Source organism: Parvibaculum sp. MBR-TMA-1.3b-4.2 (genome assembly GCF_053628815.1).
The window spans coordinates 1,905,344-1,924,590 of record NZ_JBRJHC010000001.1 but is presented as its reverse complement, the minus strand read 5'-3'; the positions used below and the strand labels follow the sequence as shown (position 1 = coordinate 1,924,590).

The 19,247-nt window shown below is 62.1% G+C and carries 21 protein-coding genes; 12 read left to right on the top strand and 9 right to left on the bottom strand.

From position 1 onward, the window contains the following. Nucleotides 1–8 precede the first annotated feature (8 nt). Both ACSSVQ_RS09240 and ACSSVQ_RS09235 read left to right on the top strand, forming a co-directional pair. Nucleotides 9–767, top strand: coding sequence for an SDR family NAD(P)-dependent oxidoreductase (locus tag ACSSVQ_RS09240; protein ID WP_454182531.1), 759 nt, complete (start codon nucleotides 9–11; stop codon nucleotides 765–767). Nucleotides 768–781: 14 nt separating this feature from the next. Next, on the top strand, nucleotides 782–1,564 hold the full coding sequence (locus ACSSVQ_RS09235; RefSeq protein ID WP_454182529.1) for a creatininase: 783 nt from the start codon (nucleotides 782–784) through the stop codon (nucleotides 1,562–1,564). 6 nt (nucleotides 1,565–1,570) lie between these two features. Here ACSSVQ_RS09235 and ACSSVQ_RS09230 read toward each other — a convergent pair whose 3' ends face one another. Beyond that, nucleotides 1,571–1,966 (bottom strand): hypothetical protein, encoded by a 396-nt coding sequence (locus ACSSVQ_RS09230; protein ID WP_454182527.1) that lies wholly within the window; start codon nucleotides 1,964–1,966, stop codon nucleotides 1,571–1,573. Between the two features lie 252 nt (nucleotides 1,967–2,218). Here ACSSVQ_RS09230 and ACSSVQ_RS09225 point away from each other — a divergent pair, with 252 nt between their 5' ends. The 10 genes from ACSSVQ_RS09225 to ACSSVQ_RS09180 all read left to right on the top strand — a co-directional run bounded on the left by ACSSVQ_RS09225 (nucleotide 2,219) and on the right by ACSSVQ_RS09180 (nucleotide 11,667). After that, entirely contained in the window at nucleotides 2,219–3,088 is an 870-nt protein-coding gene (locus ACSSVQ_RS09225) for a sulfurtransferase (RefSeq protein WP_454182525.1), read from the top strand. 173 nt (nucleotides 3,089–3,261) lie between these two features. Beyond that, nucleotides 3,262–4,644 (top strand): aromatic ring-hydroxylating oxygenase subunit alpha, encoded by a 1,383-nt coding sequence (locus tag ACSSVQ_RS09220; RefSeq protein WP_454182523.1) that lies wholly within the window; start codon nucleotides 3,262–3,264, stop codon nucleotides 4,642–4,644. Next, nucleotides 4,644–5,204: an aromatic-ring-hydroxylating dioxygenase subunit beta gene (locus ACSSVQ_RS09215; RefSeq protein ID WP_454182521.1), complete on the top strand. Its 561-nt coding sequence runs from the start codon at nucleotides 4,644–4,646 to the stop codon at nucleotides 5,202–5,204. Before ACSSVQ_RS09220 ends, ACSSVQ_RS09215 begins: the two co-directional genes overlap by 1 nt. 34 nt (nucleotides 5,205–5,238) lie before the next feature. After that, complete coding sequence (hcaB, locus tag ACSSVQ_RS09210) at nucleotides 5,239–6,087, top strand: 3-(cis-5,6-dihydroxycyclohexa-1,3-dien-1-yl)propanoate dehydrogenase (RefSeq protein WP_454182519.1); 849 nt, start codon at nucleotides 5,239–5,241, stop codon at nucleotides 6,085–6,087. Next, the gene (locus tag ACSSVQ_RS09205) at nucleotides 6,084–6,962 is read left to right on the top strand and encodes a VOC family protein (protein WP_454182517.1); all 879 of its coding nucleotides are present in this window, start codon (nucleotides 6,084–6,086) and stop codon (nucleotides 6,960–6,962) included. The genes hcaB and ACSSVQ_RS09205 overlap by 4 nt, the downstream gene beginning before the upstream one ends. A gap of 54 nt (nucleotides 6,963–7,016) precedes the next feature. Then, nucleotides 7,017–7,868, top strand: a complete 852-nt coding sequence (locus tag ACSSVQ_RS09200; RefSeq protein WP_454182515.1) for an alpha/beta fold hydrolase — start codon at nucleotides 7,017–7,019, stop codon at nucleotides 7,866–7,868. Beyond that, on the top strand, nucleotides 7,861–8,658 hold the full coding sequence (locus ACSSVQ_RS09195) for a 2-keto-4-pentenoate hydratase (RefSeq protein ID WP_454182513.1): 798 nt from the start codon (nucleotides 7,861–7,863) through the stop codon (nucleotides 8,656–8,658). The genes ACSSVQ_RS09200 and ACSSVQ_RS09195 overlap by 8 nt, the downstream gene beginning before the upstream one ends. Nucleotides 8,659–8,669: 11 nt before the next feature. Next, nucleotides 8,670–9,617, top strand: coding sequence for an acetaldehyde dehydrogenase (acetylating) (locus ACSSVQ_RS09190; protein WP_454182511.1), 948 nt, complete (start codon nucleotides 8,670–8,672; stop codon nucleotides 9,615–9,617). After that, the gene (gene dmpG, locus ACSSVQ_RS09185; protein WP_454182509.1) at nucleotides 9,617–10,678 is read left to right on the top strand and encodes a 4-hydroxy-2-oxovalerate aldolase; all 1,062 of its coding nucleotides are present in this window, start codon (nucleotides 9,617–9,619) and stop codon (nucleotides 10,676–10,678) included. Before ACSSVQ_RS09190 ends, dmpG begins: the two co-directional genes overlap by 1 nt. A gap of 14 nt (nucleotides 10,679–10,692) precedes the next feature. After that, nucleotides 10,693–11,667 (top strand): helix-turn-helix domain-containing protein, encoded by a 975-nt coding sequence (locus tag ACSSVQ_RS09180; RefSeq protein ID WP_454182507.1) that lies wholly within the window; start codon nucleotides 10,693–10,695, stop codon nucleotides 11,665–11,667. A gap of 14 nt (nucleotides 11,668–11,681) precedes the next feature. On the opposite strand, the gene ACSSVQ_RS09175 is transcribed toward ACSSVQ_RS09180, so the two are convergent. From ACSSVQ_RS09175 to ACSSVQ_RS09140, 8 genes are all read right to left on the bottom strand, one after another. Continuing rightward, complete coding sequence (locus tag ACSSVQ_RS09175; RefSeq protein WP_454182505.1) at nucleotides 11,682–12,359, bottom strand: nitroreductase; 678 nt, start codon at nucleotides 12,357–12,359, stop codon at nucleotides 11,682–11,684. 105 nt (nucleotides 12,360–12,464) lie between these two features. Continuing rightward, the gene (locus tag ACSSVQ_RS09170; protein WP_454182503.1) at nucleotides 12,465–12,905 is read right to left on the bottom strand and encodes a PaaI family thioesterase; all 441 of its coding nucleotides are present in this window, start codon (nucleotides 12,903–12,905) and stop codon (nucleotides 12,465–12,467) included. A 270-nt stretch (nucleotides 12,906–13,175) separates the two neighbouring features. Next, nucleotides 13,176–13,628: an NfeD family protein gene (locus ACSSVQ_RS09165; protein ID WP_454182501.1), complete on the bottom strand. Its 453-nt coding sequence runs from the start codon at nucleotides 13,626–13,628 to the stop codon at nucleotides 13,176–13,178. 35 nt (nucleotides 13,629–13,663) lie between these two features. Further along, nucleotides 13,664–14,578, bottom strand: coding sequence for an SPFH domain-containing protein (locus tag ACSSVQ_RS09160; RefSeq protein ID WP_454182499.1), 915 nt, complete (start codon nucleotides 14,576–14,578; stop codon nucleotides 13,664–13,666). A 254-nt stretch (nucleotides 14,579–14,832) separates the two neighbouring features. After that, a complete protein-coding gene (locus ACSSVQ_RS09155; RefSeq protein WP_454182497.1) occupies nucleotides 14,833–16,077 on the bottom strand; it encodes a hypothetical protein in 1,245 nt (414 codons plus the stop codon). A gap of 5 nt (nucleotides 16,078–16,082) precedes the next feature. After that, entirely contained in the window at nucleotides 16,083–16,787 is a 705-nt protein-coding gene (locus tag ACSSVQ_RS09150) for an ABC transporter ATP-binding protein (protein ID WP_454182495.1), read from the bottom strand. Nucleotides 16,788–16,803: 16 nt separating this feature from the next. Then, nucleotides 16,804–18,030, bottom strand: a complete 1,227-nt coding sequence (locus tag ACSSVQ_RS09145; RefSeq protein WP_454182493.1) for an ABC transporter permease — start codon at nucleotides 18,028–18,030, stop codon at nucleotides 16,804–16,806. Next, entirely contained in the window at nucleotides 18,027–19,247 is a 1,221-nt protein-coding gene (locus ACSSVQ_RS09140; protein ID WP_454182491.1) for an ABC transporter permease, read from the bottom strand. Before ACSSVQ_RS09140 ends, ACSSVQ_RS09145 begins: the two co-directional genes overlap by 4 nt.

Below are 19,247 nucleotides of genomic sequence, written 5' to 3'. Positions count from 1 at the left end.
GAAAGAGCGTGAGCGAGACCGCGATGGAATTCGCCGGCAAAACGGTACTCGTGACGGGCGCCGTCACGGGTATCGGCCGGGCGGCGGCGGAAGCCTTCCTTCGGGATGGCGCAACGGTCGGCGTCAATCATCTCGATCAATCGCCCCTGTTTGCCGAGATGGCGGACGCGTTGCGCGACGCGCCGGGAAAGCTCGTCGACTGCGAAGCCGATGTGCGCGATGCCCATGCCGTGCAGCACATGGTCGACAGATTGACGAAAGAGACCGGCAGGCTCGATGTGCTGGTCAACAATGCCGGCATTTCACAGGTGAAGCCCTTTCTTGACACCACCGAGGAAGACTGGGATGCGATCATCGATACCGATCTCAAATCCGTCTTTCTCTGCTGCCGGGCGGCGATCCCGCATATGCGGGCGCAAGGCGGAGCGATCGTCAACATCGCATCGGAACTTGCCTTGAGCGGTCGCGCGCATTTCGCGCCCTATACGGCGGCAAAGGGCGGCGTCATCAGCCTGACGCGCTCTCTGGCGCGCGAGTTCGCGCCGTCGATCAGGGTCAATGCCGTGGCGCCCGGCCCGACGCGCACGCCCCTGCTTGAAAAGGAAGCGCAAGCACCCGGCCATAAGGAGGATGCCGATGAGATCCCTCTTGGGCGCTATGCGGACCCTTGCGAGATTGCCGAAAGCATTCTCTTTCTGGCGTCGTCGCGCGCGAGCTATTACTGCGGCGATGTCATCAGTCCCAATGGCGGCGCGGTGATGCGCTGAAAGCGAGGTTTCGAATGTTCGACGCGGAATATGCCCATCGGCGGATCGACCTCATGTCCTGGACGGCCTATCGGGATCGCCTGAAGGACAATCCGATCATCTTCCTGCCGGTCGGCGCGCTCGAGCAGCATGGGCCGCATCTGCCCATGGGCTGCGATGCCATTCTCTCCGAGGCGATGGCGGCGCGCGTGGCCGATGCGCTGGACGGTCTGCAGCTTCCGGCCTTGCGCTATGGCTACAAGTCGCAGGCGCGCAGCGGCGGCGGACAGCTTTTTCCCGGCACGACCAGCCTCGACGGCGCAACGCTGACGGCGACGCTGCGCGATATTCTGCGCGAGCTGGCGCGGCATGGCGCGCGCCGTATTGTCGTCGTCAACGGCCATGTCGAGAACCAGTGGTTTCTGACGGAAGGGATCGATCTCGCCTTGCGAGACCTCGCGCCGATGCAAGGACAGATGAAGATCCTGCGCTGCGAATATTGGAATTACACGCCGCAGGACGTGCTGGAGAGCATGTTTGAGGGCGTTTTTCCGGGCGTCGATCTGGAGCATGCCGCGCTTCTCGAAACATCCATGATGCTCGCCTTGCAGCCGCAACTCGTGGATCTCGATGCAATTCCCGAGGATGCGCTGGGAGAGTTTCCCGGACATGACGTCTATCCGCAGGACGGCCGCGGCGTGCCGTTATCCGGCGTGCTGGCGCCTGCGCGCGCGGCCTCGGCCGAAAAGGGCAGGACCCTGATCGAGAGCACCGTGGCGGAAATGGTCGCCGCTATGCGCCGGGAATTTGCCGTTTAAGAGGCGTTAGCCGCGCGCCTCGAGCTCTTCGCAGTTCACGGCGCTATGGGCGCAGGCGCGATGAACGTCGAGGTCGAAGATCGGCCAGATCGCGCTGACATTGAGCACGTTCTCACAGACGGGAGTCCCGCCGGCATCGAGCACGGGCTGCAAACCGTTGCCGGTTCGCCGATAGAGAGGCCGCGACTCTTCCGCCGTGTAGCGAAGGGCGATAACGATTTCCTGCTGCCAGAGGGGCAGATCCGCGTCCCGCGACAAACGCGCGATCAGCTGTCTCAGTTCCGCGGACAGGACGATGGAGAGATGAGACGCAATACGCTCGCCACGGTCGTTGACGCCGCGTATCAAAAGAGTCTCGGGTATCTGATCGGACGGCGTCGCCGTCATGAGCCAAATGCGCATGCCAAACCTCCACAGTCAGCATGGGAGCAAGTGTGCACACGACATCTGGACGAACGCTTAAACGTCCGTTCATGTCCGGTTTACATTTCCGATAGGTTCAGGCGCCGTCCCTGCACAACCTCATCATGTTTCATTAGAACTCCCCGCCGGCCGCGTCCTCTTCGGACGCCACCCTCCAATTGATTGTTCTGCCCGGTTATGTAGCCTGAGGGAGTTCGACAAAAAACGAGAACAAAGCAAGGGGAGGACATGATGACTGAATGGGATGGAAAAGGCCTTGTATCGACGGCCTGGCTTGAGACGCATCTCGGCGATCCGGATTTGCGGATTTTCGATGCGACGGTGCATTTGCTGCCCGCGACGCCCGGCCCTTACAGGGTCGAGAGCGGTCGCGCCGACTATGAAAAGGCCCATATACCGGGTGCAGCCTTTCTCGATCTCGCGCACGACTTTTCCGATCACAAATCGTCGCTCGGTTTCACCATGCCGGCGGTCGAGGATTTCGCCGCGGCATGCGGCAAGGCAGGCATCGGTCCAAAAACGCGCGTCGTCGTCTATTCGGCGCAGAGCCCAATGTGGGCCACGCGCTTCTGGTGGATGCTGCGCGCCTGCGGTTTCGACAATGCCGCCGTTCTCGATGGCGGCTTCGGCAAATGGCAGGCGGAGGGGCGACCGAGCGAAGCGGGCACGCACTCATATTCGCCGGAGACGCTTTCTCTCACTGCGCAGCCGGGCGCCTGGGCCGACAAGGACGATGTGCTGGCGGCAATCGGCGACGGCGCGGTCTGCACCATCAATGCGCTTTCGCCGAGCCTCCATGACGGCACCTCGAAAACGAACTATGGCCGCAAGGGCCACATCAAGGGCAGCCGTAACGTGCCCTATGCGTCGCTCCTGAAGGAGGACGGCAGCTATCGCGATGACGAGGAATTGCGAAGCTTCTACGAGGCCGTCGGTGCGTTCGAAAAGCCGCGCGCCATCTGCTATTGCGGCGGCGGCATCTCGGCGACCATGAACGCGCTCGCCCTGACCCGGCTCGGCCATCCGTCGGTTGCCGTCTATGACGGCTCGATGTCGGAATGGACGCGCGATCCCGACTTGCCGATGGAGACAGGGGCCTAGACCGGATAACGCCCATATGCCGCTCCGGCGTCAGAGGGTGCCCGGACGATCTATCAATTTTTTGGTACGCCGCGATCTGACCGCCTTCCGAGACCGCTTCTAAGCTTCATTCCAATACGGCGAACATAAGCCGGGCCCGAAAGGGCGGAATGATAGGTGGAGGAACGGATCCCATGGATGCTCGGGAGGAGGGCGTTCGCGCCTGCAACAAAGAGGCGATCAAATCCTGTTTCGACAGCGAGAAGGGGCTTCTCGATCGTCGCATCTTTGTCGACCAGGATCTCTACGATCTTGAGATGAAGAATATTTTCGCGCGCGCATGGAACTTCATGTGCCACGAAAGCCAGATCCCGGAGATCGGCGACTATTTCATCAACTATATCGGCGAGGATCAGGTCATCATCGTCCGCGACAAGAGCGGCGAGGTGCAGGTCCTCCTGAACTCCTGCCGCCACCGCGGCAATGCGCTGTGCCGTGCCGAACAGGGAAACGCCAAATCCTTCGTCTGCAGCTATCACGGCTGGCACTTCGCGCTGGATGGCGAACTGATCGGCGTGCCGGGCATGTCGCCCTTCTACCGCAAGGATTTCGACAAGAGCCAGTGGGGCCTCGTCAAGGCCGCGCAGGTGGACAATTTCCACGGTTTCTATTTCGCGACCCTCGACCCCGATGCACCTTCATTGCCGGACTATCTCGGTGATGTGGGGCGCACCGGCCTTGCCATGATCGCCTCGCGCGGCGATGTGGAAGTCGTCGACGGCATTCAGAAAAACACCATCGACTGCAACTGGAAGGTCGCCGTCGACAATCTGTTCGACTGGTATCACGTCGCCTACAGCCATGCCTCTGCGGGCGAGGCGGGCGTGCTCGATCTGGCGGCCGTGACGCAGGCCAACGACCAGATGGTCATGCTCGGCGAATACGGACATGCGATCAGCGGTCCCGCGATCAAGCAGGAAATGCAGGACGAAATCGTCGGCATGTCCGACGACGAACGCAAGCAGTGGAACAAGGAAGAGGCTGCGCGTTCCAATGGCCGCGTGACGCGGGCGCTGCGCATGAAAGTGGCCGAGGAGATGATGGGACCGGCGGGTGTGCGCTCGATCGGGCATCCCAATATCTTCCCCAATCTCTGGATTGCCACGGGCGGCTCGCAGCTTTGCCTACGCCTGCCGCGCGGTCCTCAGATGACGGAGCTTTGGTGGTTCACTGTCCTGCCCAAGGATCAGACGCCGGAGGAGCGGCGCATGACGGTCCGCTTCAACTCGCATCTCTTCGGTCCGGCGGGCCTTCTCGAACAGGATGACGGCGAGAACTGGAGCCAGAGCACGCGCGCCGCGCGCGGCGTGGTTGGCGGCAGCTATCCGCACAATCTCACCATGGCGCTCGGCCATGACGAGGTGAAGGAAGATCCTTCCGGACAAAAATGGATCGAGACGCGCATCAACGAGCACGGCCAGCGCTGGACCTATCAGGCATGGGCGGACTGGATGGCGGCCGACAGCTGGGCGGACCTCAAGGCGAACCATACGCCCGTGCCGACAGGGAGGGTGTAATGGGATTGGCGGCCGAGAAAACCGTTAATGGCGGTGTGGCGGCATTGTCGCTCGATGAGCGCATGACGCTGCAATTCGAAATCGAACAGTTCCTCTATGATGAGGCGGCGCTTCTCGATGCGCGGCAATACCGAGAATGGCTCGATCTCCTGACCGACGACATTCTCTACTGGATGCCGATCCGGCGCACGGTGACGCTTGCCGACATTGACCGGGAGTTCACCAGGCGTGGCGCCATGGCCTATTTCGACGATGATCGGGAAGGGCTGGAGACGCGCGTCAAGAAGATGGAATCCGGCAGTTCGTGGTCGGAGGACCCGCCTTCACGCACGCGGCACATGATTACCAATGTGCGCGTCCTCGACGCCTCGGATGATGAATACACCGTCGAAGTGTTCTTCCATCTCTATCGCAGCCGCCTCGACACAGAGGTCAGTTCCTGGGTGGGGCGCCGGGTCGACGTTGTCCGTCGGACAGGGGAAGGGCTGAGGCTTGCCAAGCGAGACATCTATCTCGACCAGACACTCATCCGGGCAACGAATATGAGCACGCTTTTCTAGGCGGCTCATGCGGGGGAAGAAGAGGGAGGAGTATATGGCTGCGCTTGAAGGGCAGGCGGTTCTCATTACCGGCGGCGGATCGGGACTGGGCCGCGGCATCGTGGAGCGTTTCGTGGAGGAAGGTGCCCGCGTGGCGGTGTTCGACCGCGACGCGGCAAAGCTTGAAAGCATCACGGACGCCTGGCCGGACGAAACAATCACGGTAGAGGGCGATGTGCGCTCGGCTGCGGATATCGCCGCGGCGGTCGACAAGACGATTGAGCGCTTCGGTAAACTCGACTGCGCCATCGGCAATGCGGGCATCTGGGATTACTCGACCCCGCTGGACGAGATCGACGCCGCACAGCTCGATGACGCCTTCGATGAAGTTTTCGGCGTCAACGTCAAAGGCTATCTGCATCTGGCAAAGGCGTGTTTGCCCGCGCTGGTGCGTTCGCGCGGCTCTCTGGTCTTTACCGTCTCCAATGCCGGCTTCGATCCGGATGGCGGCGGCGCGCTCTACACGGCGTCGAAACATGCCGTGGTCGGATTGATCCGCCAGCTCGCTTTCGAGTTCGCACCTTCTGTGCGCGTAAACGGCGTTGCGCCGGGACCCATCGACACGGATTTGCGTGGCCCCGGCGCGCTGGGCCTGGCCGACACGGCGATCAGCAGTTTCGACCTGTCGGCCAAGGCCTCCCCGGTCATGCCGCTGGGGCTGGTGCCGACCCCGGCGCAATATGCCGGCGCCTATGTTTATTACGCCTCGCGCCGCGACAACATTCCGGCCACGGGCGGCGTTCTCGCCTGCGAAACGGGCATTGCCGTGCGCGGCATTTCCGGCGTGAACGGCGGGGCGGGACTTGCCAAGAAATATGAATCCAACGGGGAGGGAACCCGATGAGCATTGCATCGCTCGGCTATGTCGGCTTCGAAGTGAGCGACGCAGGCGCCTGGAAGATCTTCATGGAAGACTTTCTCGGCCTGATGCGCGGCGCGGAAGACAATGAGCAGGTGAGCTACCGGATGGATGAGCGCGCGGCGCGTGTTTTCCTGCTCCATGGCAATCGCGATGACGTCGCCCTTGTCGGGCTGGAAACCCCGACAGCGGCGAGCTTCGAGGCGCTCAAGGCATCGCTCGCCGCCAAGGGCGTCTCCTTTACGCAAGGCGACGAGGACCTCAAGGCGAAGCGGCATGTGGCGGACCTCATAAGGCTGAAGGATCCGGCAGGTCTCGACGTCGAGATCTACTATGGGCCGACCGAGTTGACCAATCGTCCCTTCAATTCGCCAGCGGGCGTTTCGTCCTTCTGCACTGGCGAGCAGGGCGCAGGGCATGTGGTGCTGGCGTCGGAGGATATCGACGCCGTGCGCGCCTTCTATGTCGATGCGCTGGGCTTTCGCCTGTCGGACACGATCGGTATGAAGCTCGCCCCGGATTTTTCGATCACGCTTGAGTTCTACCACTGCAACCCGCGCCATCACACGCTCGCGCTGGCGGGCATGCCTGCGCCCAAGCGGCTGCATCATTTCATGGTCGAAATGGCTTCGCTCGACGATGTCGGCTTTGCGTTGGATCGCATGGCGGCTTGCGGCATCCGGCAGCGGACGACGCTCGGTAAGCATACCAACGACCAGATGGTTTCCTTCTATGCCGAAACGCCGTCGGGATTCGAAGTGGAAGTCGGCTGTGCCGGCGTTCCGGTTCATGACGAAACCTGGCGCGTGACGCATCACGAAGCGGCCAGCATGTGGGGACATAAGCCGGTCGGCGCATGAGCGCCGGAGACGCACCAGTTCTTTCTTTATCTCAGCAAGTACAAACAGGGTTCCATGACCAAGATCACCGAAGAATCGACCAGCCGTTTCGTCACCGTCGATGGCGTGAAGATCCACTACAACGAGGCCGGTGAAGGCCCTGTGCTGGTGCTGATCCATGGCTCCGGGCCGGGTGCCTATGGTTGGTCCAACTATGCGCGCAACGTCGAAGCGCTGTCGAAGCACTTCCGCGTGCTCGTGCCGGATCTGCCCGGCTGGGGCAAGTCCGATGTGAAGCCGGCGGGCAGCCCCGTGCCGGAATGGTGGTCGACGAAGATCGGCCAGTTCCTCGATGAGCTAGGTATCGAGAAGGCCCATTTCGTCGGCAATTCTCTGGGCGGCATGGTCACCATGCGGCTGGCGATGGACCGGCCGGAAAAGGTCGACCGGATGATCCTGATGGGACCGGGCGGCGGCATTCCGCTCTTCAGCATGTTCCCGACGCCCGCCATCAAATCCATCTTCGGTTTCTATGAAGGCGACGGGCCGAGCTTTGAAAAGCTCAAGGCCTTTGCCGACCAGTTCACCTACGACCAGTCGGAAATCACCGACGAGCTGCTGCAGGGCCGCCTGGAAAAGGCGATGGAGCAGAAGTTTATCGACAACCCGCCCATGCGCCAGTCGCGCGACACCAAGGTCGAACCGGTATGGAACGATCCGCGCCTCGGAAAGCTGCCGCATGAAACCATGATCGTCTGGGGCCGCGAGGACCGTGTGATGCCGCTCGACATGGCCTTCACCTTTCTCAAGGTGATCCCGAAGGCACGCCTCTTCGTGCTGCCGCAATGCGGCCACTGGGCGCAGTGGGAACATGCCGACGAATTCAACCGCACCACCATCACCTTTCTTGAGGGCGGCAATGGATAAGGGTGTTTCGACCGGAACAGATTGCGAGGCGCTGGCGGAGGTACTTGCCACGGCGCGCAAGACCCGCCGCCCCATCGCACCGATCTCGAAAACGCATCCGGGCTTCACCGTGGAAGAGGCCTATGCGGTGCAGGAGGTGACGACCGAGCGGCGGCTCGCGGCGGGTGAACGGATCGTCGGGCACAAGATCGGCCTGACCTCCCCCGCCGTTCAGGCGCAGCTCGGCGTTTCCGAACCCGATTTCGGAATGTTGTTCGATGTAGACCGGGTGCCCGATGGCGGCGCCTTGTCCATGGACACGCTGATCCAGCCCAAGGTGGAAGCCGAGATCGCGTTCATCCTGAAAGACGATCTGGCCGACGGACCGGTGACGAATGAACGGGCGGCGGCGGCGATCGATTATGCGGTCGCAGCGATCGAGATCGTGGACAGCGCCATCGAGGACTGGAAGATCACCCTGCCCGACACGGTGGCCGACAATGCCTCCGCTGCAAAATTCCTGATCGGGACGGATCGTCTGCCGCTCGACAAGGTCGATCTGCATCTGGCGGGCATGGAACTTCTCCACAATGGCCGTCAGGCCTCGCTGGGCGTGGCGGCGGCCTGTCTCGGCAATCCGCTCAACGCCGTCGTTTGGCTCGCCAAGAAGATGATCGAGGTCGGCCGTCCGCTCGGCCGAGGCGATATCGTGCTCTCCGGCGCGCTCGGCCCGATGGTGACGGTCGCGGCGGGCGATGAAATCACCGTTCATGTGCAGGGCTTTAAGCCGCTGCATCTGTCTTTCGCGTGAGGGGGCGCAAGATGGCGGAAGAGAACACACCGCGCGTCAAAACGGCCATCATCGGATCGGGCAATATCGGCACGGATCTGATGATGAAGATCGTGACGCTCTCCTCCTCGCTCGAGCTGGCGGCGATGGCCGGGATCGATCCCGCATCGGACGGTCTGGCCCGTGCCGCATCGCTCGGCTTTGCCACCACGGCGGAAGGCGTGGAAGGGCTGGTGGCGCTGCCCGTCTTTAGTGAAATCGAGGTCGTATTCGATGCGACCTCCGCGGGCGCACACAAGCATCATGACGATGTGCTGCGGGCGCATGGCAAACGCATCATCGACCTGACGCCGGCGGCAATTGGTCCTTACGTGGTGCCGAGCGTCAATATCGATGCGCATATGCATGCGCCGAACATGAATATGGTCACATGCGGCGGTCAGGCGACCATCCCCGTCGTGGCGGCCATCGGGTCTGTGGCGCCAGTGCGCTATGGCGAGATCGTCGCTTCCATCGCGTCGAAATCGGCGGGACCGGGTACGCGTGCCAATATCGACGAATTCACCGAGACGACGTCCCGCGCCATCGAAACGGTCGGCGGGGCGCAGACCGGCAAGGCCATCATCATCCTCAATCCGGCCGAGCCGCCTCTTATCATGCGCGACACGGTGCACTGCCTGTGCGCCGATGCCGATCCGAAAGCGCTGGCAGCCGCCGTCGCCGCAAAGGTCGCCGAGGTGCAGGCTTACGTGCCTGGCTACAGGCTCAAGCAGGATGTGCAGATCGAGCGCATCGGGTCCAACAACCCGATCTATCTGCCCGAGACGGATGAGGAATTCACGGGCCTCAAGGTGAGTGTCTTCCTCGAAGTGGAAGGCGCCGGGCACTACCTGCCGCCTTATGCGGGCAATCTCGACATCATGACGTCGGCGGCCCTGCGCACGGCGGAACGCCTGGTCGAATTGCGGGAGCATGCGTGATGACGGAAAAGAAGCTCTACATTCAGGACGTCACGCTGCGCGACGGCATGCATGCCATCCGCCACCAATACGGGATCGACCATGTGCGCAAGATCGCCCGGGCGCTCGACAGGGCGGGCGTGGACGCCATCGAGATCGCGCATGGCGACGGGCTGTCGGGCTCAAGTTTGAATTACGGCTTCGGCCGTTGCACAGACTGGGCGTGGATCGAAGCGGTCTGCGATGAAGTCGAGAATGCGGTGGTGACGACGCTTCTCCTGCCGGGCATCGGCACGGTCGAAGATCTACGCAGGGCATATGAACTGGGTGTCCGCTCGGTGCGGGTCGCCACGCATTGCACGGAGGCGGACGTCTCCGCCCAGCACATCGCCTTCGCGCGGGAGCTGGGCATGGATGTGTCTGGCTTCCTGATGATGAGCCACATGTCCGAGCCAGCTGCACTGGCTTCTCAGGCGAAGCTGATGGAGTCTTATGGGGCGCATTGCGTTTATGTGACCGATAGCGGCGGCGCCATGACGATGGACGATGTGGCGGCATGCTTCCGCGCGTATGACGAGGTGCTGAAACCCGAAACGCAACGCGGCATTCATGCGCACCACAATCTGAGCCTTGGCGTGGCGAATTCCGTTGTTGCGGTGCAAAACGGTGCCCTGCGTGTGGATGCCTCGCTGGCGGGCATGGGTGCGGGCGCGGGCAATGCGCCGCTGGAAGTTTTCGTCGGCGTGGCGGACCGTTATGGCTGGCAGCATGGAACCGACCTTTTTGCACTGATGGATGCGGCGGAAGACCTCGTGCGGCCGCTGCAGGATCGCCCGGTGCAGGTGGACCGCGAGACGCTAAGTCTTGGTTGCGCTGGCGTTTATTCCAGCTTCCTGCGCCACGCGGAAGCGGCGTCGGAACGCTATGGTTTGGACGTTCGTGATATTCTGATGGAGACTGGTCGGAGGCGGATGGTCGGCGGCCAGGAAGACATGATCGTCGATATCGCACTCGATCTCGCCGCTCGAAAAGGTGGGACGGGAAAGGATGACCCGGCAGGGGACGAGAAACGGCCCATATAAACGGTCCATGTAAGATGACCAAGGCACAAGAGGATGGATCACCCGTCTATGACGACCTGGCGCCTCCGATCGCGGGAGTGACGCCGGAGGTCGATATGGGCGGTGTCTATTTCATGCGGGCGGCTCCCTCGCTGCCTTTCTGCCATGTGTTGCCCGCGGGCAATTTCTCCTACGGTCTCATGGTGCAGGCCGGTACGTTGCGCCTGCGCGTGGAATTTCCGTTCTCGGAGGAAATTATCCTGAGGCCCGGCGATGTGGTGGGTGTGAGCGGTCTTTCGCCTCATTTGCTGGACTCTCCGGACAGCGACGCCCGCGCCAAGCCGAGCTTTCTCGACTTGAGCGAGATGACGGCACTAGCCGACCCCGATGCACCCGTGCGCCTGATCGTCGGTGTCGCACCGCAGGAAACGATAGCGCTGTCGAATATGATCGTGGGCCCGATCTATGTGCCCTTCGACGCGGCAGCGGAACACAATCGGCGCATCTGGCATGCCCTGCAGTTGCTGGAAGACGAGGCAACCCTGCCGCGCACGGATTTCCACCATCCGCTGATCGTGCGCCGGATCGCCGAAATCGTGTCGCTCAACATGACGCGCAGCGTTCTGGCCCGGCGTGGTTCCCGGGAAAACCAGGGGATCGGTTTTGCGACGAGCAAGGCCGTGATGCGGGCCTTGCGAGCGTTCCTGAACGAGCCTTACGAGGCGTGGACGGTGGAGAAGCTCGCGGGCGAGGCCGGCATGTCGCGCACGCGCTTTGCAGAGGAGTTCCGCCAGCTCATCGGCCAGCCGCCCATCGAAACCATCTCGCGGATCCGCCTGATGATGATCGCGCGAAGGATGATGGCGACCGGATTGAGCGTCGAGGAAGCGGCGTTCGAAGCCGGTTACAGCTCGTCCGCCGCATTCGTCCGGTCGTTCCAGAAGCAGTTCGGTATGAGCCCTGCTCGATGGCGCAAGCGTCAGGCCGAGAAGGAAAACGGCTTCGTCTGACGGTCTCCGCGGCCCTAGTCGTCGAAGCCGACGAAAACCGCTGCCTCGTCCACGGATTTCCGGCGCGACACGACCGCGTTGGCGGGGAAGCTGTCGTCGGGATATCCCATCGCAACGCAGATCATGATGACCTGATCGTCCGGGATCCCCGCATGTTCGCGAACCACCGGCGACTGCATGATGCCCTGACTGTTGATGACGCAGCCAAGGCCGCGCGACCAGGCGGCGTTCACCAGAGCGTTGGTCACGGCGCCGCAATCGAACGGCGCGATGTCGCCGCCATGGATCGAGCGGTCATAGGTCACGACGATGGATACCGGCGCGTCGAACTGCCGGAAGCCGCGCAGAACCCAGTTCTGACGTGCTTCTTTGTCGTGGCGTTCGATGCCCATGGCGGCGAAGAGCTGTTTCGCGATCTCGATCTGGCGTTCCCTGTGCTCCCCTTCATAGGCACCATGGCTGCGAAACTCGCGGCTGTCGGGAACGCCTGCAAGATTGCGTTCGGTGTTGCCTTTGCGAATCCGGTCGAGCGGCTCGCCGGAGACGACGTAAAAGTTCCAGGGCTGCGTATTCAGGGAGGAGGGCGCCCGTATGGCGAGGCCGATGATGTCCTTGATGACGTCTTTTGAAACAGGATCGGGTTTGAAACCGCGTATGCTGCGCCGTCCCGTGACCACTTCGTCATATTGCATTTGGGTTCCTCACCGGTCATGGCGCTGCGAGGGGAGACCCTTGCAAACGCCATCGTTCGTTTGAATGTTTTGTCCGATCATATAGCCCGACGGCGCCCGGGGCGCTCAGTTCTTGCCAAGGGCCGCCTTCGATGCCGCCTCCACCTTGTCGCGGGGCATCAGCATCAGCGTTGAACTGGCTTTGGCCAGGACATTGCCGTCGGTGTCGACGAGGCGGCCTTCGAAAAAGCAGGTGCGTCGGCCCTTGCGTTCCACCCAGCCTTCGGCGATGACGCGGCCCGGGCGCGCGGGCGCAAAGAAGCTGATCTTGAGTTCCAGCGACATGGGGACGATGTCCGGCCCCACCATGCCGATACAGGCATGCGCCATGGCCGCGTCGATCCAGCCGGTCACGAACCCGCCCTGAACCACGCCGCCCGAATGGCACATATGCGGTCCCGCCTCATATTCGATACGGGCCCGCCCTTCCGGCGTCATTTCGATGATGCGGACGAAACCAAGGCTGTGTCCCAGCCCGTCCTCGGCGGACGACTCCAATGCAGACATTCTTGTTCTCCCGACCGCCTTTCTGAGAGGCGGTTCTTGTCGGTGGATTGCGGATGGACAGATATGTAGCCCATGAAGTGGTGATCTGGCGAGCCTGCCGTAGGGGCGGGCGAGGATGTCGCGGGGTCGATTGGCGCATGCCGCAAAACGCGCCATGTTTACGTCACGAGACGGTCCGCCTCGACGGCGCGATCCGTATGCCGCCGCGGTAAGAGGCAGGAAGTAAGGACAGAAAACGTCGCTCGCATCCGGCATGCCGCAATGGCGGTGTCACGCGGGTGACGGTCCGCCCGGCTTTGTAACCGGTTCCACCTTGAGCAGCGAACCGTCCACATCGACGATGGTTACCGAAAGTCCCGCGACGACATCGGGCCCCTCCGCCGACCAGACCGTATCGCCGACCTTTACCGAGCCTCGTCCGTTCACGATGTCGCGCGAGACGACGACGGTGCGCCCTACCAATGACCTCGCGCCCTGATTGAGCAGAGGCGCATCGGATGCGATGGGGTGGCGTTTGAACCAGAAAACCTGGAGCGCAACGCCTGCGATGGCGAGGACGGCAAATGCAAAAATCTGCATCGCCGCGCTCATGTCCGGAAAGACCAGCGTGACGGCGGCAAGTCCGATGGAAGCGACGCCGAACCAGATGATGAAGACACCCGGAACGATTGCTTCCGCCGCGACGAGAACGATGCCGATAGCAGCCCAGATCCAGTAATCCATATTGCACCCTCGCTTGGGAGGCGGCGCCGGGCCGCTCAGCTCGTTTTGTTTTCGTCGAAGAGTTGTTTGATGCTGCCGATGGAGCCGATCACATTGCTCGCTTCGAGCGGCATATAAATGACCTTAGCATTGGGCGAGGCGGCCATCTCCTTCACGGCATCGATATAGCGCTGGCCGAGGAAATAGTTGATGGCGGCCTTGTCGCCATTCTTGATCGCTTCGGAAACGACCTTTGTCGCCATGGCTTCGGCTTCGGCAAGGCGTTCCTTAGCCTCTGCTTCCCTCCGCGCAGCTTCGAGCATGCCTTCGGCATCCAGAATCTGGCCCTGCTTGCGGCCTTCCGCCTCGCGGATTTCGGCTTCCTTCTGACCTTCCGCGGTCAGAATGGCTGCGCGCTTCTCGCGTTCGGCCTTCATCTGGCTTGCCATCGCTTCGACCAGATCACGGTTCGGGTCGATCTTCTTGGCTTCGATGCGCTTGATCTTGACGCCCCACGGCTCGGTCGCCTGGTCGATGACCTCGAGCAGCGCGGCATTGATCCGCTCGCGCTCGCCCAGCAATTCGTCAAGCTGCATGCCGCCCATCACCGTACGCATATTCGTCATGCTGAGATTCACGATCGCATTGTCGAGGCCGAAAATCTCATAGGCCGCCTTGCGCGGGTCCATGATCTGGTAAAACACGACACCGTCGACCATCGCCATCGCATTGTCCTTGGTGATGATCTCCTGCTCGGGAATATCGAGCACGGTTTCCATCATCGACAATTTGTGACCGACACGGTCGAAAAACGGGATCAGCAGGTTGAGGCCGGGCTGCAGGGTCCTGGTGTATCGGCCGAAGCGCTCGACGGTCCACATATAGCCTTGCGGCACCACTTTGACGCCGGCGAAGATGACGGCGAGGCCAAGTATGACCACTGCCACCGCAAAAATCGTAAAGCCTGACATTCGTTCTTTCCTCCCGGATCAACGGCGATGGCGCACCCGCTCCTATGCGGACCGGGCAGCCGCTCGACGGCCATATTGACGGGAGAATGTGAACCGGTTGCGTCTCTGCCGCACGTTCGGCCGAAATGTGATTCTTTCCCCCTCAGGCTGAAATCTAGCACAAATCAAGAGCGCGAATTCGCAAATGGAGCGAAGCACTCGATTTGACGGCACGCGGTGGGCGCGTGTCGGCCATGATCCAAACGGAGCGGTGATTAGAAATATCGCCGAAGCTGGAGGTAGACCCGTGTGGGTTGCTCGACATAGGGCGCGCTGCTGCCGATGACGGGCAACCCGCCGAACGCCGTATTCGACGGGCCGAGGGGAAGCCGCACGCCGGCAATCAGGTTGAGATTGTCTTCAAGCGACCATGTGGCTTCGCCGAGCGCGTAGAAGCTGCCATCGTTGAGATTGGCGATCAGCGTCGGCGCGATCTCCAGAAGCGGCGTCCATTGCAGCGTGCCGCCGAGCGAAAGATAGTCGCGGCCCGTATTGAAAACCTGCCCGCGCAGCAGACGGTCGGTGAGCGGTGCCGGGAGACTGGCCAGCGAATAGCGACGCGCCTCCAGCCCGAAACCGTTTCGATAATATTCGGCGAAAATGGTGGCGTCGCGTCCGGTGAGCGTGAAGGCGTCGCTGATATTGGCAAGCCCCGAGACATAGGTCCGGTCGTCATCGACATAGGTCGGCACCAGTTCCGCGTTCCATGTGGCGCCGCTCAGCGCCCCGCTTACGCCAAGCGCGGCGACGGTATCGCCATGGTCTTGCGCGGCTAGAAAGCTGGTGCGCCATGGTCCGAGGCTGGTGTGAAACAGAAGCGCGAAGGAGCTGGCGTCGAGCGTCGGATCGTCGCCTCTGTGCGGCGGGCGGGGCACGGCGACGAATTGCAGGTCCGATCCATCGTCGAAGAGATATTGCGTATAGAGCATATCCGCGCCGGGCTTGTATTCCGTATCCGTCGCATCGGGCGAGAAGGGGTCGAAAAGATCCATCGGATGGAAAACGAGACCGGCCCCCCATGTCAGGGCCTGGCGGCCGGCACGGACGACGATATGCGCACCGGTATAGCCGACGGACAGGCGGTCGATACGCTGCGTGAGCGTGAAGTCGTTCCCGTCCATAGTGGTGTCCGTCAGGTCCCACAATGTCCGCGGCGGCGCTTTGGGAAACAGGGCGAGCGCCTTTTCCCGCGCGGCGAGCAGCGGCGTGTCGCCGGCATCGAAGCCGAGCTGATATTGGAAGACAAACCGCCACGGGCCCCGGCGCGGCTCCCACGTCACCCGAAGATTGCCCAATACGTCGTTTCGCTCGCGCTTGCCCAGCATCGACGAAACGCTTCGGTCGCTTTCACGCGCAAACACATCCTGCAATTCCAGCCGGCCATGCACCGGCGCGGCGCGTCCCGGCGCGGCATGCAGTGCGAGGAAAGCGGCTAACAGAATGCGCGTGAGATGTTTCATAGGTGTCAGACCGCCATTTCGGCCGACCGAAGCTCGTCCGAGGCGACACGGCCGTCTGCGATGACGATGTGACGGCGGGTACGCGAGATGACGCGGTCGTCATGCGTAGCCATCAGGAAGGTGACGCCATAACGCTCGTTGAGGTCGGACATCAGCGTGATGAGATCTTCCGCCGTCTTGGTGTCGAGATTGGCGGTGGGCTCGTCGGCCAGTACGATGGAAGGACGGCTCGCCAGTGCACGGGCGACGGCGACGCGCTGTTGCTGGCCGCCGGACAGACGCGACGGACGCCTGTTTTCCATGCCGTCGAGCCCGACCTGATGCAGCATCTCCTTTGCCCGTTCGCGCCGCTCCTTTGCCGGAACATCCATGAGCTGCAGCGTGAATTCGACATTCTCCACGGCGGAAAGAACGGGGATGAGATTATAGGCCTGGAAGACAAAGCCGATTTTGCGCAGGCGAAGGTCGGCGAGTTCTTCATTGTCGAGGGCGGTCAGGTCCTTGCCGTCAATGCTGATCGTTCCTTCCGTCGGACGGTCGAGCCCGCCGACGATATTGAGAAATGTCGTCTTGCCCGATCCGGACGGACCGGCCAGCGAGGCGAAGTCGCCCTTCTCGACGACGAGGTCGACGCCGCGCAGCGCCGGCACGTCGATCGAGCCCTGACGGTAATGCTTGGTAATGCCCTTGCATTCGACGATGGCGGTCATGGTCTTTCCCTCATTCCTAAAAACGTCCCATGGCTTCGACGGGACTCACCCGCGAGGCGCGGCGCGCGGGCCAGAGCGTGGCGACCACGCCAAGCGTCCAGACGATCAGGCTGTAAAGCGCGAAATCGCCCGCATCGACTTTCGGGTAAAGAATGTGCCCCGCGCCGACCAGTTCCGCGCCCCGCCCCAGAAAGCCGAGATCGATCCCGTTGGGAAAGGCCTGAACCGAAAGCACGGACACGACGATGCCCAGGCCCACCCCGACGCCGATCAGCATGGCGGATTCGAGCGTCACTTCCATCAGCACCAGGCGCGGCCGCATGCCAAGCGCCTGCAACAGACCGAATTCGCGGATGCGCTCGAAAACGGCCATGAGTTGCGTGTTGACGATGCCAATGGCCATCAGCGCGAACATGATCCAGAGCCACATCAAAATGAATTCGTTGAAAAAGGTGCTGACCGCATAGGAAAGCGGGGCCAGCGTCTTCCAGCTTTGAATGTCGAGCCCGGACGAAGACGCTTTCATCCGTGCGATGACATCGGCGATGTCGTGACTGTCCGGCGTCACGAAGGCGATCTCGGTGATGTCCGTGCCGATGCCGGTAAAGGCTTGCGCGGTTTTGAGGCCGGTAAAGGCGAACTGGTCTTCGGTCTGCTGGGGCGCGGCATAAAGGCCGATGACCTTGAAGGCGCGTTCGGCGAGTTTACCCTTCTCGTCCTGCGCCATCACCACCACGCGCTTGCCGACCCGTGTCTTGAGGCGGCGGGCAAGGTTTCGCCCCAGCACGATGCCCGTATCCGCTGGGCTATCGAGATAGCGTCCCTCGCGGATGCGGTCCGGCAGTACGGAAAGGCGGCGTTCCTGCGCAGGATCGGTGCCGACCAGCGTCATGGGTAGGGTCTTGTATTCGCTCTGCACGATGGCGGCGACGCGCAGACGCTTCGTATATGCCGCAACGGCGGAAGAGGAGAGGATGCTTTCAAGTTCGCCGTCCGGCTGCGTCATGCGATGAGCGACCGTGGGGTCGTCCAGATAGCCGGTGGCGTGGATCTGTCCTTCGCCGGTCATCAGCTTCAGCGTCGTATCGCGGCTGGAGACGGACCACGCCTTGAGCAGCACGGAGAAAGTGAGGATGGACCACAATCCGACACTGACGACGAGCACGGTGATGATCGTGCGGCGCGGATTGCGCCAGAGATTGCGCCATGCGAGGGGAAGGAGAAGGCGGAGCCGGTCCATCATGCCGACCTCATGGCGGTTACGGGTTCAAGGCGCTGCACGCGGGCATAGGGGATGAAGCCTGCAATCGCGACCGCGACCAGGATCGCGAGCGGGCCCGCCGTCGCGCTTAGCAGGGTCAGTTGCGGGTAAAGCGTGGAGGGCATGTTCCATTGGGAAAACAATGCTTCCGCGCCGGGAAAGGGGATGCCTTGCGTTGCCGTCCAGGCGGTGATCGCCGAGCCGGCGGCAATTGCGATGGCCGAGCCGGAGCCGGCGAGAAAGAGAAGCTCCAGCCAGACCATGCGCCCGATTTGACGCGGCTTCATGCCGATGGCCATTAGCATGCCGAACTCGCGCGTGCGTTCCAGTACCGACATCAGAAGCGTGTTGAGAATGATGAAGACGACGATGATGACCAGGCTCACATAGAGGAGCGCGGAAAAACTTCCATCGAGAAGGATCACATCGTGTAGCGCCGGCTCGAGCTGCGTCCAGTCGCGTGCCACGAGATCGTTCTTGCGCGCGATTTTCTCGAGCGAAGGGATGGCGGCGTTGATGGCGGAGAGATGCTCTCCGCTGACGGCGATCAGGTTGATGCTGCCGTTCATCGCGAAATCCTGCTGGAAGCGGGCAAGCGGCATTTCCACCACCTGCCGGTCGAGCGCCGGGGAGCCGGTGGAAAAGATGCCTGTGACTTTGAGGATGTCGGCGGCGATGGACCCGTCCTGCGCCGAGCCCAGCATGGTCACGCTGTCGCCGGGATCGAGCTTCAGATTGCGGGCAAGGCCTGCGCCGATCACCACCGCATTTTCATCGCCCGGCTGGAGATACCGGCCTCTGGTGATGGTGGAGGCGAGATTGGAAACCTTCACTTCGCGTGCCGGATCTATGCCGATGATCGCCGCGCCGTAGCTTTGCGGACCGTTTGACAGGATCGCATAGCTTGCCGCCCGCGGCGTCGCGGCGGTTACGTCCGGCAGGCTGACCAGATCGGCGATCAGCGGACCGCTATCGGAAATCGATTTGCGAATATCGGGATCGTCGGCATAGCCGGGGGGCTGCAATTGTGCGAAGCCGTCCATGAGCTTCAACACGCTTTCCTTCATCGTGCCGTAAGCGCCCTGCTGCAATGCCAGCAGGAACACGGTGATCGTGCCCGCAATGGCGATCGAACTCAGGCTCAACGCGGTGCGATGCGGCTGACGCCAGATATTCCGCCATGCAAGCCCGACAAGCAT